Source organism: Flavobacterium soyae, assembly GCF_021245985.1.
Lineage (GTDB): Bacteria > Bacteroidota > Bacteroidia > Flavobacteriales > Flavobacteriaceae > Flavobacterium > Flavobacterium soyae.
Genome location: NZ_JAJQXA010000005.1, coordinates 142,550 through 158,268 on the forward strand (window position 1 = coordinate 142,550; position 15,719 = coordinate 158,268).

Consider the following 15,719-nt stretch of genomic DNA (forward strand, 5'->3'; position numbering starts at 1 on the left):
AAGAGAAAAAATAAATAGAATGACAAAAGATTCTTCCAGAAGAGATTTTATTAAGCTCATGTCAGTGGCTGGAATTGCTATAACCGGACTGCCAATTGCTTGTTCAAATGCAAAATCAGTACTGGCAAAACCAAAAGAGGAAAACCTGGTATTCTTGTTTCAGGGCGATTCTATAACAGATGGTAACCGGGGACGAAATGAAGACCCAAATCATATTTTGGGACATGGTTACTGTTTCTCTGTCTGCAGTAGAATTGGCACTGATTTTCCGCAATACGGTTTTAAATTTATTAATAGGGGTATAAGCGGCAACACAATTAGCGATCTCGAAAAAAGGTGGCAGGCAGATACCTTAGATTTTAAACCTGATGTTTTAAGTTTATTAATTGGTATAAATGACGTAAATGCTTTGATAGAGGGAAAACAAGATGCACTGGATGTAAAAATGTTTGAAAGTACTTATCGTAAGTTATTAACTTCAGTGGTACAGCAAAAACCAAATATTTTGATCGTATTGGGATTACCGTTCTTTTTTGCTTCGGGCTGGCGTAAAGATCAGTATGCGAAGTGGCATCCATTGACAATAGAAAGAGCTGCTGTTATAAGAAAGATTGCTGCAGATTTTAATGCAGTTTTAATTGATTATCCTAAGGTTTTTGAAGATGCACAACAGCTTGCCCCAATTGATTATTGGATTTGGGATGGTATACATCCAACTGTATTTGGCCATGAATTGATGGCTCGTGAGTGGATCAAACGAGTTAGTAATCGTTTAACTTTTTTAAAGTAATATAACAATAAGTATAAAATTATGAAGAAGTATTTAATGGCATTAATAGTAATAATGATCTCCGGAATTACCGTGAAATCACAAAATGCCAATTCGTATTTTCCAGATAAAAATCTGGTAACAACCGGAATCTATTATTATCCTGAGCAGTGGAATGAAAACCAGTGGGAACGAGATATAAAGAAAATTGCCAATATGGGTTTCGAGTTTGTCCATCTGGCAGAGTTTGCCTGGTATAAAATGGAACCCGAAGAAGGGAAATTCGATTTTGCATGGCTGGATAAAGTGGTTGATTTATGTGTAAAGAACAACCTGAAAGTGCTGATGTGTACACCTTCGGCAACTACTCCTACATGGATGCGTGTAAATTATCCCGAAACTTTCATTATGTACAGCCACTACACTCGTGCCGAGAATGGCACAAGAGGATTGGGTTCTATCACTAATGCCAAATACCGCAAGTTTGTTGAAAAAATTGTGAGTGAAATGGCCAAACGTTATGGACAGAATAAAAATGTAATTGGATGGCAGCTTGATAATGAACCTCCGGCAATTTCTGATTACAGCCCTTCTTCTCAGGAAGCTTTCAGACAATGGCTGAAAAATAAATATAAAACCGTTGACACTTTGAATATTGCATGGGGAGCAGCTTTTTGGAGCCAATGGTTTAACAGCTTCGATCAGGTTATTATTCCCAACCCTGATTTGGTTGGCTGGTGGGGGAATAATCCCCATGCATTGCTCGATTTTAAACGTTATCTGGCCGATATGCAGGCTGAGTTTTTAGATTTTCAGGCAGATATTTTGCGAAATTCTATTTCGAAGGGGCAGTACATTACTACAAACTATACTGCTATTTGCACCGGATCTGATCCAAGGCGAACTAAGAAAATGGATTTTGCTTCTTATACTGCTTATCCTAATGGAGGCAGCGATAATATTGGAGAATCAGGTTTTCGTTTGGGTAATAGTAAAGTAGTTCTTTTTGCGTCTGAATATTATAAATCGGTTGGAGGCGTTTCAGGAGTGATGGAAATGCAGCCCGGACCTGTAAACTGGGGATCTTATAACCCGCTTCTATTGCCCGGTACGGTGCGTTTGTGGCTGTATCACAGCTTTGCGGCAGGAGGCAGACTTGCTTGTTCCTACCGTTTCCGTCAGGTCTTGTACAGTTCTGAGCAGTACCATGCCGGTGTAATTCAAACAGACGGCGTAACGCCATCGCAAGGAGGAGAGGATTATATTCAATTTATAAAAGAAATAAAAGAGCTTAGAAAACAATACAAACCCAATGCAAAGTTGCCACAAAAGCTGGCAGAAAGATCAACTGCTATTCTTTGGAATCTTGAAAATTTCTGGTCTATCGACAGACAAAAACAAACTTTTCAATGGGATACCTGGAACTATCCGATTAAATTCCTTGAAATGACAAAATCTTTAGGTGCACCTGCAGATGTGATTTCTGAAACAGCAGATTTTTCTAAATATAAATTTCTTATTGTTCCGGCTTATGAGCTGGCTGATGCTGCATTAATAAAGAAATGGAACGATTATGTAACAAACGGCGGGCATCTAATTATCACGTGTCGTACAGCCACTAAAGATCGTGTAGGACATTTTTGGGAAGGAGAATGGGCAGCTCCTGTTTCTGACCTTATTGGTGCGCATGTTAAAGCGGCTGATATGCTTTCTGGTTATGCCAAAGGAGACATTTTGATGAAATCATCCCATTACAGCTGGAACAATTGGGCTGATTTGCTTGAAGCCGATAAAGACACCGAAATACTTGCAACTTACAATAATCAGTTCTATAAAGGTAAAGCTGCAGTGGTAAAACGTAAATTAGGAAAAGGGACTGTTACCTACATTGGTGTAGATACCGATGATTCAAAACTGGAGAAAGATATTTTGCGTGAGACCTACACAAAAGCCGGCGCTGCTACTGAGGATTATCCGGAAGGAATATATGTTTACTGGCGTGATGGATTTTATATAGCCGTAAATTATTCTTCAAGCGATTATACAATGACTGTACCAGCAAATGCTAAAGTACTTGTAGGGGAGAAAACACTAAAACCTGCCGGTGTTCTGGTTTGGAGCGAATAATGAATTCTGTGGAAACAATAAGAGAGGTAAATTTAGGGAGATCAGATAATCAGTCGGTTATAGATAAGATTTCAGTAGATTGTGTTGTTTTTTGTTATGATGAAGATGACCTCAAAGTTCTTCTTGTAAAAGAAGAAAAAGGAATTGGCCTTGTAAAATGGGGGCTCTTGTCGAGTATAGTCGAAAATAGAAATAATACTGATGATGTTGTACACGGTTTGTTGAAGAAATTTAAAATTCATTCTACTATTCTTTTCAAACAAATAAATTGCTCGATTTGCTATAATACGTCTGAGGCACGTTTACGATATTATGCTTTAATAGATATTGAGCATTACAGAATCAATTTTGGCTCTGATGTAATTCCAAGGTGGTTCAGGTTAAATGATGTACCGGATTTAGTATACAATCATAATGCAGCCTTAGATTTTTGTTTGGATGATTTAAACCGCTTTGTGGAGAAAAAAATATGAGACTTTAATATTATATCATATTTGTTGGTTGAGAAAATAAAAGGAGATATAAAAGTATAGGGAAACCTAAAAACTATACTAAGCATTTATACATTTTTATGAAATTTTACAACTTATGGTTAAATAGACTATAAGTATAGTTTTAAATAGTATATTTACAACTTCACTATTAATTTATTAAAAAGAAAATGACACTAAGAACAATACAAGTATTTTTACTCATGCTTTTTTTCGTTTCTGCGATAACTGCGCAAAACCAGCCAGAAGCTATAGACAATAAACCAACCTATCAAAACCCAATCTTTGGAGGAGATTATCCTGACCCGAGTTTGCTGCGCGAAGGTAAAGATTACTATATGGTGCATTCGTCCTTTGATTATTATCCTGGGCTTACGATATGGCATTCACAGGATTTAATTAACTGGGAGCCAGTTACAAGTGCTTTGCAGAAATATGTGGGTGATGTGTGGGCTCCCGATCTTGTAAAGTATAATGGCAAATATTATATTTATTTCCCTGCCAATAAAACCAATTTTGTAGTTAGTGCTGATAATATAAATGGCCCCTGGAGCGATCCTGTAGATCTCAAAATTGGCAATATCGACCCCGGACATATTACAGATGACAAGGGCGGCCGTTATCTGTACTTCAGTAATGGCGATTATATTGGTTTATCCAAAGATGGACTTAAAACGATTGGTGAAGCTAAACATGCTTACGATGGCTGGGTTATTCCCAGAGAATGGTCAATTGAATGTTTTTGTATGGAGGGACCAAAACTTTTTAAAAAAGGGGAATATTATTATTTGACAGTTGCAGAAGGAGGAACTGCGGGACCATCTACGAGCCATATGGTAATTTCAGCGCGTTCCAAAACTCCATTTGGTCCTTGGGAAAATTCTCCGTATAATCCAATAATGAGAACTCAAAACAGCGATGAGAGATGGTGGTCAAAAGGACACAGCACCATTTTTGAGGATTATAATGGTAAATGGTGGATGATGTTTCATGCTTACGAAAAAGGATACTATAATTTGGGACGTCAGACACTCCTACAGCCTGTAGAATGGACAAAGGACGGCTGGTATAAAGTTCCAGATAAAATACAGACAGATAAGCCTATTAGCAGGCCGCAGGGTACAGCAGTTTCGCGTTTTTCACAGAGTGATAATTTTTCAGGCACACAGCTTCAACCACAGTGGAAATTTTTTAATGGAGTTGATAATTCACGTTTTAAGATAACTAATAATAGTATTGTCATAAAAGGTAAAGGCAATGGAGTAGGTAACAGTTCTCCTATGGTTTGTGTACCATCTGGTCATTCTTATACAGCCGATGTTGAAATGGAAATTGAAGGTGATGCCATTGGCGGGCTGGTACTTTTTTATGACAATAGTCATTATTCTGGTATTTTGGCAGATAAGGAAAATATCCTGGCAAACCTTAGAGGATGGCAGTTTGAGACAGAGAAAAATGTACATAAAAGACATGTATATCTTCGACTGAAAAACATAAAAAATAATGTAGATATGTTTTATAGTCTTGATGGCAGGCAATGGATTAAAATTGAAAATTCTGCCGAAGTTTCTTCTTATAATCATAATGCTTTAAGCGGATTTCTAGGTCTTAGAATAGCGCTTTGTTCTATAGGGGAAGGTAATGTTACTTTTAAAAATTTTAAATATTCGAATCTTTAATTAAAGCAAATAGGAATAAAATAGTCTATCGTATCTGATACCAATTAATGCCATCACTCTGTACTTCAATACAGCTTGAGGCATTGATTGTATTTACGGAACTTCCTGCTAAATTAATATAATTTACTGTGAGGGATTTTGATGAGGCTGAATTATTAATAATATTATATATTCGACCCGTTATTCCAGACGAAGCGGCGGGCAGCGTAACAGTAAATGCAGATCCAAGCGGAATGATTACTGTTTTATGGGTCTGATCTAATGTTAAATCTGCTGAAATAACTGTAATACTATTGGCAATACTGCCATTTACCTGAAAAGTAGATGCTGGTGAAATTCCGACTCCAAAACTCCCCGTATTGGTAAACCTGGCAAAGGTAGTAAAAGCCGTTGTATTAGTATATTTACCAAAAGCGAGATGCGCTGTTGCAGCATTCGCTGTAAAAAAACGCAGTGCATCTGTTGTACCAGTCTGAGCAGCTGAAACTTTCTCCATACCATAAGCATCACCTATAGATGTATTATATACTGCCGAAATTCCCATTCGTGTGTCTTTTGCAAAATCTAATTCGACTGGAGCCTGAAATTCAGTCCTTCCGCCCGAAAAAATAAGATTATTAGATCCCAAAGTGACTGTACGATTGCCAGTAAGCGTACCATTACTGTTATAAATCTCAGTTGCGGTTACTGATGTTCCTAATGTAGTTTTCCATACACCGCTGATATAGACAAAAGTCACGGCCTGGCCATTGAGAATAGTAGTACCTGAAAATGCTGCATTAAAACCGCCGGTAGTATTATTTGAAATAGTTAATAAATGTCCATCAATAGTCGGGACAAATGCTGTTACAGTTACAGTGCCTGTAGCAGTGCCTGTAATACTGGCCAGCGAAGTATCAGTATTAATACTGGCCGCATTAGAAGCCACCGTAAAATTTGCCTGCCTAAGTGTGACCGCTCCGTTAATATCCAGCATCGTTCGGGGATCAGTAGTATTCATCCCAATTTGAGCAAAGGATAAGAAGGGAATAAAAAACAAGAGCAGAATTTTATTTTTCATTTTAATTGTCCTTTAAGATTATGTAATAAAGTTTCGGCCTTCAATTTCACATTGATAAGTCTGTCAAAACTCTTTCTGCCTTATTGTATCTGATGCCAGTTTGTACCATCACTCTGTACTTCTATACTGCTTGCTGCATTGATTGTATTTACAGAAGTTCCGGTTAAATCAGAATAATTTACGGTCAGCGATTTTGAACCGGCTGTATTATTGACAATGGTATAAACTCTCCCAGATATTCCTGCTGCTGCAGGCAGCGTAACGGTAAATGCAGACCCAAGCGGAATAATTACTGTTTTATGGCTCTGATCTAATGTTAAATTTCCTGAAATAACCGTGATACTATTAGCAATACTGCCATTTACCTGAAAGGTAGATGTTGGCGCAGCAGTACCAATACCAAAATTGCCCCCGTTGGTGAATCTGGCAAATTCAGTAAAAGCAGTTGCAGTAGTATATTTGCCAAAAGCAAGATGCGCTGATGCTGCATTTGCTGTATATAAACGCAGTGCCGGAGTTGTACCGCTTTGGGCAGTCGAAACCTGCTCCATACCGTATACATCACCAACAGATGTATTATATATTGCCGAAATCCCCATTCGGGAATCTCTGGCATATCCGAACCAATTGAGAAATTCAGCCCTTCCTGTACCGGTAAAAGTAAGGGTGTTTGAACCCAGAGTTACCGTACGATTACCAGTCAGGGAACCATCACTATTGTAAAGATTGTTTGTCGATATAGTCGATGATCCCATTGTAGTTTTCCATGCACTATTGGTATAAACAAAAGCGATGGCCTGACCATTAGGAATAGTTGTTCCTGCAAATGCTGCACCAAAACCACCTGTAGTATTGTTTGAAATAATTAACATGTGGCCATTAATAGTCGGGGTATATGCCGTTACTGTAACTGTCCCCGTAGCAGTACCTGTAATATTGGCCAGTGAAGTTTCGGTGTTAATGTTCGCCGCGTTAGAAGCCACTGTAAAACTTACTTCTCTACTTGTAACTGCTCCATTGACATCTAATGTTGTTCTGGGATCAGTGGTGTTTATTCCGATTTGGGCAAAAGATAAATAAGGAATAAAAAACAGAAAAAGAATATTATTTTTCATTTTAACCGTCTTTAATTATTAATTTTTTTATTAAAATTTATAAAGATAATATTTTTTAGTTTATCGTTGTAAATTAGATGTTTATAATTATCAAGTCACCAATAATAGGATCCGAACCAATAGACAGCTTATTTTAAGTCGTCAAAAAAAACAAAATCGGTATTAGATGTCTGGCTGTGATTCCTGACAGTTCGCAAAAAAATCATCAGAAATAATAGAATTTTTAAGTCTATTTTTTTATTTAATTTAAGTTGCTAATTAATAAACACGTATTTCTACTGTGGTGGTTGTTTATTAAGTTTTCTACATTCGTAATGATTTATTTAAAGAATTTTCTTTAAATAAAAACTTACCGCACACCAAATCCTGGTACCAATGATTTAGAAATTCAAACCAGGTCTATTTATTGGCATTGAACCTTTTTATTAAACCCTAAATCAAGAACTATGGAAATTAAAGACCGCCTTTACAATCAAATTCAGATTAAAGCTTCGCACAACAGTTATGTTGATGCATTGCCTCTCCTGTCGACGCAGTTATCATTTAATGCCAGCGATCCGGCTAAAGATGGGTGTCTGGGACTGGAATTGGATATTTGGAGACATTCCACAAAATATACTCCTTATAAGTCTATTAATGAAGGGTACTTTACAGTAAGCCACTCTAACGGACGCCAGATTAAATTAAAGTATTTTCTTGACATTCTCAAAATCTGGCACGAAGTAGACAAACTGCACTATCCTGTATTTATAACATTGGATATAAAAAGCTACGAAGGAAAATATGACCAGTTTCATGAAGAAATTGATACCTATCTCCAGCAGTATTTCGGTGATGACAAAATCTTTATGCCAAATGCTATGATGCCCGATAAAAATGCCGGATTATATGATAATGCCAGAGTATACGGATGGCCAAAAATTGAAAATATGCCCGGCAAATTTATTTTTTGCCTGAGCGGCAGAAAAAGCTGGAGAAAAAAATATTCCAACACCGATATCCTCGATCGCCGCTGTTTTAGCGATATGGATTACAATGACAATAAAGATATCAATAACATTGTTGTTGTCAATATGACGAAATCTGAAGGTTTAAAATATGCCTATACGACCCCAACAGTACGCATTAGCAGAGTATATGGTGTCAATAAAAAAGAAGATTGGGATACTATTTTAAAGAATAATCATTCCGTAATATCCACAGATAAAGTAGAAGGTACTACTTGGGCAAAAGTTAGTGATTCGGCTCCAATTAAAATTAAAGGCGGAGTATAATCATCTAAATTATTATAAGGCATAAAATGTTTTAGCTTAATGATTGTTTTCAGTATGTTGAATTTGAACTATCTTTATTACAAATTTAATTTCTAAACCATGAAAAAAACTATCCTTTACTTCGCTATGGCGATAACACTGTTTTCTTGTAAAGAGAAAACCACTAAGACTGTAGAATCAGAAACAGCGGCCTCGGATACTGTCAATAAAGTACCTGTTAACCAGCCCATATTGCGTGAAAGAGTATTGACCGCAGCAGAACAGGCAGCTTTGAAACCTAATGATGTAATTACTGCTTTAAAAGAAGGGAACAAACGTTTTACAAGCAATAATCTGACATTGAGAGATCATTCAGCTATGGTAAGAAATGCCTCAGAAGGACAATTTCCAAAAGCTGTAGTATTATCATGTATAGATAGCCGGGTACCGGTTGAAGATGTATTTGATAGAGGCATTGGTGATTTGTTTGTGGCTCGTGTTGCAGGGAACTTTTCTAATACTGATATATTAGGAAGCCTTGAGTATAGTTGTAAGGTATCGGGGGCGAAAGTAATATTGGTTCTGGGACATGGATCGTGCGGAGCGGTAAAAAGTGCTATTGATAATGTACAGCTTGGGAATATTACACCAATGCTGGCTAATATAAAACCGGCAATAAAAAGGGTGAAAGATTTTACAGGCGAAACCACTTCTAAAAATGATGCATATGTAGAAGCGGTTACAAAAGAAAATGTTCTGAATACCATTGAAACTATTAAATCCAAAAGCCCTATTCTGAAAGAGATGGAATCAAAGGGAGATATAAAAATTATAGGGGGATATTATGATATTCATACTGGTATTGTAGTATTTTTATAAATATTAATACAAAACCTTTTATTTTATATCATCTTTAATTTTTAGATAATATTCCAGATGTGCTGGGGACTAATTAGTTCATAAAGTATTTACAGGAAATCAAGTATTTCTGGTATGATCTTAGTCAAAAACTAGGGAGAATATAGCTTTAATTGAGTAAAATGATTTTAAATTTAGACGCGGCTGCACAAATTTGCACTTATGTCTTCAAAGAAATAAATATATAGAAAAAGCTCCAGAGAAATCAGGAGCTTTTTTTTAGAACCCTAACAGGAAATAGTTAGTTTTTTTAAGATTTTATTCTTGTATCATCTGCAATCCAGTTTACTTCCCATGTTTTTCCTCCATCAGTCGAAAATGCTTGTTCAAAATGACAAGAATTAGGCGTGATTACTGAGATAATAAAACGAACAAGAATTTTCTTTCCATCAAAAATATCTTCATTAAAGAATTCTCCGCGTCCATTTTTAAAGCTGCCAATTGATGGTATAACTAAATTTCCGTCTCTGATGTTTGCAAAATTGAGACTCCATTGGTTTGTTTTGGGGTTAAAAAGACGCAGACTCACGCCAGCAATTTGTCCCGCCGGACCTTTAACGTTGAGTTCAACCAGATTAGAACGATTATCACAAACTCCTATGACATTTGTTGTCCCTTCGTATTCATTCCAGGTTGTAGATCCAGAAAGGGGATTTTTAAGAACTTTAAGTTTTGTGTTCCACTTCCCAATTTCAAAATCAAAATCTTTTTGTCCATTTTGATCTGAGATACTTTTCAGCCCGGGATTTGAGTTTTGTTGTGCAATTATAAAAGCGGGGAATAAAGTCAACACAAAGCAGCTGACTATTAAATTTAATTTCAGCCGGATGATAGGTTTTGCTAGTGTCATAATTTTTTAAATTTATGTTTACGGCATTCAAAAAATGAGGTACTTTTTCAGTTTAAAGCAGCATTTACAGGTAATGTTTCCTTGCAGCCTGAAGAATTCTTATAAAAGCTGTGTAAATGTTTCTGACCCCGTGCAGTTTTTATTCTTATAAATCTAATAAAAGTTTTTTGATTTTTAAGAATTATTCTAAAAAAGGGTTTTGAAATAGCGTAAGGTTAATATGCCGGAGGAGACTTATCTGTGGAGATTAATCCTTAGTTAAAAATGCAAAATTTATGTTGTGTAATTGTTGTTGAGGTTTCTCAAATTCACTTATTATAAATGGAGTGTAAGAAGCAGATTTATTTCATAAAAAAGCCTCAGATTTCTCTGAAGCTTTTCATTTATCTGGGAAGTATTTAGATATTTAAAGTGTATAAAAAAATATTTTAATTCGTAAGTAGGTTTATCAGAATTAAAATTGAAAGAGTAGTATATTCAAGTGCAGGTAATCAAAAAATAACTGAATTTTCAGACTCAAACTAGTTACTGCTTTGCTCAGATATATTGAGTATCTGTTATGAATAGTGTGTTTAAATTCAATTTTAAATAATCTATAAAAAGGCAGTCGCTGCATTGCAGACAACTGCCCAGAAAAAACGGATAGATGATTAATTACTGCCAATTAGGATTTTGTGTCAATACCCCGTTTGAATTTGTAATGTAGGTGGAAGGAATTGGAAATTTGCTGTTTTTTTGATAACTGAAGTTTGTTCGTCCTAAGTTATTCATGATATTGGTTGTATAACCAGGAACCACTTTCTCATAACGTATAAGATCAAACCAGCGGTTACCTTCAATGGCAAGTTCAACTCTTCTTTCTTTCCATATAAGAAGACGTAACTGTGCTTTGTCAGTTACAGTAATTTGTGGAAGAACCCCAGCCTCATCAAAAGTTTTATTACCGCGTGCTCTATAGCGGACTTGTTCCAATGCATTTAGGGCGTCTGTACTGTTTCCGGTTTCGTTTGCGGCTTCTGCATATATAAGCAGTAAGTCAGCATAACGAAGGAAAGGAAGATTAAGCTGTTGTTTAAAAAAATCAGTATCAGGCCACTGTGCAGTAGGCCAGATTACTTTTTTATTAGCATATTGAAATCCGGCTGCCCAGTTTAAAGTACCGGTGTAGCCTTCTATTGTTTCACCTTTTGTAAAAATGGATGCTGCTTTACGCGGATCATTAGCTTCAAAGCTGTTGACAAGTTCATCAGAAGGGGCAAAAAAGGCGCTTCCTAATCCTGATCCTGGTATGCCTTGAAATTCTACATATGGATTTCTAGTTCTTCCAGCTATATTTTGATAGATATAATGCCCCGGCATCATACTTTCAACTGAATATTTGCCCTCTATTGCGAAGAGATTTCTAAAAACAGGATCAAGCTGATATTCACCGCTCTGAATTACAAGTTTTGCATATTTATAAGCGTTGGCATAGTCCTGTCTGTATAAATATACTTTAGCCAAAAGCCCCAGAGCTGTACCTTTAGTCACACGTCCAAGATTTGCTGCTCCCCACTGCTGACGGGTCGGCAAGTTGTCAGCTGCGAATTCCAGATCGCTTATGATAAGTTTGTAGACATCTTCCTGAGGACTTTTAGGAATATTGAATTCCTCATTTGCAGGGACATGATCTCTTATTACTACATCCCCAAATACATTTACCAGATCAAAATGCCAGTACGCTCTGAAATAGCGTGCCTGTGCATTATACTGGGTGGCTTTTGGGCCACTGTATTTGCTTGTGAGCTTTAATACCTGATTGCAGTCGTTAAGGTACTGGTACCATCTTTCCCAAAGGCGTTCTATGTAAATGTTTGACGGACTATTGGTAAAGGTGTACGCTGAGGTAAAGTTAACATCGGCAGTATTCATCTTTACATCATCGGAGGAGAACTCATGGGAAGTAAAATACATTGTCCCAAGTCTGAAAAAACGCCAGTTTACAGAAGAGTATACTCTGTTTACAGCATCATTTATGCTTTCTTCGTCGGAAAAATAAACATCCGTGGTTAGCTGTGCCTGAGGTGTTACATCAAGGAAGTCGTCACACGATACTAAAAGGCTGAACCCTCCTATAATTAATATATATTTTAGCTTTTTCATGCTTAATAAGGTTTAATAATTATTTAAAAATTAAGGTTTACACCAAATTGAATACTTCCAGAGATTGGAAAAGAGTTGTAATCAAGCCCGTCAGCTAACTCTGGAGTGAAACCTTTATATTTAGTGAAATATAGAAGATTAGCACCTGTCAAATAAAAACGCAGACGGCTGATTCCTGTTTTTTCAATAATACTATCCGGTAGGGTATAGCCCAGTGTTGCTGTTCTTAATTTTACATAATCTCCGCTGAAGACCATAATATCAATAGTTCTGTTCGTATTTACTGAGCCTGCTGCCAGACGTGGCATTGAAGCTTCTGTATTTGAAGGTGTCCATGAATCAAGCCAGTCAGTATGCATATTGTTGTTTGGAGATGTAAAATCGTTGTATGAATTATTCATGACATTTGCACCGAAACTTCCTGTAAAATCAAGGTTAAAATCAAAATTCATGTATTCTGCATTTAAAGCTATACTGCCTGTAAATTTAGGAAATGGATTTCCTATATTAGTTTGGTCATCAGCAGTAATTTGTCCGTCTCCATTTGTATCTGTGTATATCATATCGCCTAATTTTGCAGCAGTATGATAAGCGGCTTTTCCTTTACTTACAGCATATGCATTCCAAGAGTCAATATCTGCCTGAGTACGATATATTCCCTGAGTTTTATACCCATAAAAGTAATTGAAAGGTTTGCCTTCCTGTATGCGGGTCTGAAGATTGGTAGAGAATGTCGTATTGGTTGTGGTCAGGCCGTTCCAGTCTATCACTTTATTTTTAAAAGAACTCCCTGTAAAGCTGATACCATATTTAAAATCATTTTTATTATCCTGCCATCCCAGCATCACTTCATACCCCTTGTTTTGTACAGAACCGGCATTGCTGTATGTAGGCGCTATACCAACTGATCCTCCCTGAATAGGAAGAATCATCAATAAGTCTTTCGTTTTGCGGTTAAAATAATCAAATTCAAATGTTAGTCTGCTGTCTAGTGCGCTCATTTCAAGTCCAAAATCTGCCTGAACATTGTTTTCCCATTTAACATTAGGATTGTTAGCGTTTACAATACCTGCACCTGGATTTACCTGATTGTTAAATACGGCATGAAATTCATCACTCTGTGTTACCAGTGAATAGGCAACATTGTTAAAAATCTTATCATTTCCGGTCATACCCCAGCTTCCTCTTACTTTTAGATTATTAAGCCAGCTTAGATGTTTTAAGAAATTTTCTTCGCTGATTCTCCATCCTAGTGCTGCAGAAGGAAAATACCCCCATCGGTTGTTAGGACCGAATTTTGAGGAACCGTCGGCGCGGATTGTAGCCGTAAGTAGATAACGGTCTTTTAAAGCATAATTTGTTCTGAACCAAAAAGAGGCCCTGGATGATTTTGCCGGAAGAAATGCATTTACAGTTCTATTGTTAATACTTGCAGAATATATAGAAACATAATCTAAATTGTCAACTGCGTAGTTTCTTCCTGTGGCACCAAGCCCACGCCATTGAGAAGATTCAGAACTTTGTCCAGCCAGCAGGTTTACCCGGTGGATTTCTTTGAAGGTTTTATCATAGGTAAGGGTGTTGGTCCACAGCCAGGTGTTATTAGTACTGTAATTTTCAGTATAACTGCTTGGGTTGTTAAATTGGAAAGAAGGGTTAATACTGTACTTTGGCAGAAATTGGTCAAAGCGTGTAAGCATCCAGTCTTCTCCAAATGAAGTCTTGAATTGAAGTCCCGGCACAATATCCCATGTTCCCCATAGGTCACCTACAAAGCGCAGATCGTTTGTATTAGCATCTTTATTAAACTCAAGCTCGGCTGCGGGGTTTATAAGATCATTGTTCTGCATTGGATTCCATTCTCCCTGATCATTTTTTGGAGTTATCAGAGGAGAACCTGAAAGTACTGAACGTACAGTTCTATAAGTCAGTGCCTGGCCTGTGTTAGAATTGCTTAGGTTGAAATTATGCCCGATTTTTATTTTACTGTTCAGTTTATAATCGTTATTTATACGCAGCGTCCAGCGGTTATAATCGGTATTGTTCCATACGCCTTCCTGTTCGAAATAACCTAAACTTATATTATAGCTTACAGTTTCGGTGCTTCCTGAGGCAGAAATCTGGTGATCAGACATAAGGCCGGTCCTGCTGATTTCATCCATCCAGTCTGTTCCTTTTCCAAACTGCGAAGGATTTGTATAGGGAGCAGGCTGCCCGGCTGTTGCTGCCACAGTATTCATCAGTGAAGCATATTGTGACCCATTGGCTGTTTTATAGTTGTTTATAACGTATTGATGTCCAACATTTCCTGAGTAAGTAATACTGCTTTTTCCGAGCCTGCCTTTTTTAGTGGTAACAACGATTACACCGTTTGCTCCTCGGGAACCATATATGGCAGTTGCAGATGCATCTTTTAGAACACTCATTGTTTCAATGTCTTTCGGATTCAGCCAGGTTATATCATTTGTCATCATTCCGTCTACAACATATAGAGGTGAAGAATCACTGTTGGTTCCTATTCCGCGAATCCTTACCGTTGGACTAGATCCAGGTGCACCTGCTGATACAACAGTCAGACCGCTTTTGCCTTGAAGCGCTTCAGCAGCATTTCCTGCTCTGATACCGTTAATATCTTTTGCTTTTATAGTTGTAACAGCTCCTGTTAGGTCCGCTTTTTTCTGTGAACCATATCCTATAATAATTACCTGTTCAAGGTTCTCTGCACTTGAAACCATGACAATATCAATTACAGATCTGCCGTTTATTTTTATTTCTTGCGATGCCAGTCCTACAGAGGTAAAAACTAATATATCCTGATCTGATTCTACTTTAATACTGAAGTTACCGTCTAAATCTGTTGTGACAACTTTAGTAGTTCCTTTTATCATAATATTTACACCGGGAATTCCAATATTATCTTCTGTCGAGACTACTTTCCCGGTTACTGTTTTTTCCTGCTGTATTATTTTAGTAATTTCAAACGAAGATTTGATTAATCGGCCTTCTGCCTGAATAAAATTTGTTGATGCTGCGGTCATTGCTAGTATGGCCAGGTACCATTTTCTGCTCAACCGATTTGGAATAAGGTTGTTTTCATTTTCTTTTTTCATGGTTTTAGTTTAGTTAGTTTTTCAATCTGCTTTAGTTCTTCAAACGTATGTATAATTTTATTAAGAGCTGTTATGAACTGTTTGTTAAAGAGTGTTTCATACTGCTGTAGAAAATAAGGGCAAATGGCCCATTCTTTTCGGCCTAAAGTAATCATTAGGTTTGTCAGGCATAGTAAAAAAGAATTAAAGACATCCTAAAGCATTG

11 protein-coding genes are annotated in these 15,719 nt (G+C 36.9%); 6 read left to right on the plus strand and 5 right to left on the minus strand.

Annotated features, from left to right (window positions below; translation table 11 throughout):
* Nucleotides 1–19: 19 nt before the first annotated feature.
* The 4 genes from LUU93_RS08415 (at nt 20) to LUU93_RS08430 (ending at nt 5,066) form a co-directional block, all read left to right on the plus strand.
* Entirely contained in the window at nt 20–790 is a 771-nt protein-coding gene (locus tag LUU93_RS08415; protein WP_232680279.1) for an SGNH/GDSL hydrolase family protein, read from the plus strand.
* A 21-nt stretch (nt 791–811) separates the two neighbouring features.
* On the plus strand, nt 812–2,896 hold the full coding sequence (locus LUU93_RS08420; protein ID WP_232680281.1) for a beta-galactosidase: 2,085 nt from the start codon (nt 812–814) through the stop codon (nt 2,894–2,896).
* Between the two features lie 8 nt (nt 2,897–2,904).
* Complete coding sequence (locus tag LUU93_RS08425; RefSeq protein WP_232680284.1) at nt 2,905–3,369, plus strand: NUDIX hydrolase; 465 nt, start codon at nt 2,905–2,907, stop codon at nt 3,367–3,369.
* 188 nt (nt 3,370–3,557) lie between these two features.
* Entirely contained in the window at nt 3,558–5,066 is a 1,509-nt protein-coding gene (locus tag LUU93_RS08430) for a family 43 glycosylhydrolase (protein WP_232680286.1), read from the plus strand.
* 25 nt (nt 5,067–5,091) lie between these two features.
* On the opposite strand, the gene LUU93_RS08435 is transcribed toward LUU93_RS08430, so the two are convergent.
* The gene (locus LUU93_RS08435; RefSeq protein ID WP_232680288.1) at nt 5,092–6,126 is read right to left on the minus strand and encodes a hypothetical protein; all 1,035 of its coding nucleotides are present in this window, start codon (nt 6,124–6,126) and stop codon (nt 5,092–5,094) included.
* Nucleotides 6,127–6,206: 80 nt separating this feature from the next.
* Nucleotides 6,207–7,241 (minus strand): hypothetical protein, encoded by a 1,035-nt coding sequence (locus tag LUU93_RS08440; RefSeq protein ID WP_232680291.1) that lies wholly within the window; start codon nt 7,239–7,241, stop codon nt 6,207–6,209.
* 446 nt (nt 7,242–7,687) lie between these two features.
* Between LUU93_RS08440 and LUU93_RS08445 the strand changes: the two genes are divergently transcribed.
* Together LUU93_RS08445 and LUU93_RS08450 are read left to right on the plus strand one after the other, a co-directional pair.
* Nucleotides 7,688–8,515 carry a Ca2+-dependent phosphoinositide-specific phospholipase C gene (locus tag LUU93_RS08445; RefSeq protein WP_232680293.1) on the plus strand — a complete coding sequence of 276 codons (828 nt, stop codon included), beginning with the start codon at nt 7,688–7,690 and terminating at the stop codon, nt 8,513–8,515.
* A 99-nt stretch (nt 8,516–8,614) separates the two neighbouring features.
* Complete coding sequence (locus tag LUU93_RS08450; RefSeq protein WP_232680295.1) at nt 8,615–9,373, plus strand: carbonic anhydrase family protein; 759 nt, start codon at nt 8,615–8,617, stop codon at nt 9,371–9,373.
* 289 nt (nt 9,374–9,662) lie between these two features.
* Here the strand turns inward: LUU93_RS08450 and LUU93_RS08455 are convergent, their stop codons facing one another.
* From LUU93_RS08455 to LUU93_RS08465, 3 genes are all read right to left on the minus strand, one after another.
* Complete coding sequence (locus LUU93_RS08455) at nt 9,663–10,262, minus strand: hypothetical protein (protein WP_232680297.1); 600 nt, start codon at nt 10,260–10,262, stop codon at nt 9,663–9,665.
* A gap of 654 nt (nt 10,263–10,916) precedes the next feature.
* The gene (locus LUU93_RS08460; protein ID WP_232680299.1) at nt 10,917–12,404 is read right to left on the minus strand and encodes a RagB/SusD family nutrient uptake outer membrane protein; all 1,488 of its coding nucleotides are present in this window, start codon (nt 12,402–12,404) and stop codon (nt 10,917–10,919) included.
* A 23-nt stretch (nt 12,405–12,427) separates the two neighbouring features.
* Nucleotides 12,428–15,514 (minus strand): SusC/RagA family TonB-linked outer membrane protein, encoded by a 3,087-nt coding sequence (locus LUU93_RS08465; protein ID WP_232680301.1) that lies wholly within the window; start codon nt 15,512–15,514, stop codon nt 12,428–12,430.
* Between the last annotated feature and the right edge of the window lie 205 nt (nt 15,515–15,719).

Bases quoted from the DNA above. Each gene is read 5' to 3' on its own strand.
- LUU93_RS08420 (WP_232680281.1), top strand. From the start codon at position 812: ATGAAGAAGTATTTAATGGCATTAATAGTAATAATGATCTCCGGAATT.
- LUU93_RS08445 (WP_232680293.1), top strand. From the start codon at position 7,688: ATGGAAATTAAAGACCGCCTTTACAATCAAATTCAGATTAAAGCTTCG.
- LUU93_RS08440 (WP_232680291.1), bottom strand. From the start codon at position 7,241: ATGAAAAATAATATTCTTTTTCTGTTTTTTATTCCTTATTTATCTTTT.
- LUU93_RS08465 (WP_232680301.1), bottom strand. From the start codon at position 15,514: ATGAAAAAAGAAAATGAAAACAACCTTATTCCAAATCGGTTGAGCAGA.
- LUU93_RS08455 (WP_232680297.1), bottom strand. From the start codon at position 10,262: ATGACACTAGCAAAACCTATCATCCGGCTGAAATTAAATTTAATAGTC.
- LUU93_RS08435 (WP_232680288.1), bottom strand. From the start codon at position 6,126: ATGAAAAATAAAATTCTGCTCTTGTTTTTTATTCCCTTCTTATCCTTT.
- LUU93_RS08460 (WP_232680299.1), bottom strand. From the start codon at position 12,404: ATGAAAAAGCTAAAATATATATTAATTATAGGAGGGTTCAGCCTTTTA.
- LUU93_RS08430 (WP_232680286.1), top strand. From the start codon at position 3,558: ATGACACTAAGAACAATACAAGTATTTTTACTCATGCTTTTTTTCGTT.
- LUU93_RS08415 (WP_232680279.1), top strand. From the start codon at position 20: ATGACAAAAGATTCTTCCAGAAGAGATTTTATTAAGCTCATGTCAGTG.
- LUU93_RS08450 (WP_232680295.1), top strand. From the start codon at position 8,615: ATGAAAAAAACTATCCTTTACTTCGCTATGGCGATAACACTGTTTTCT.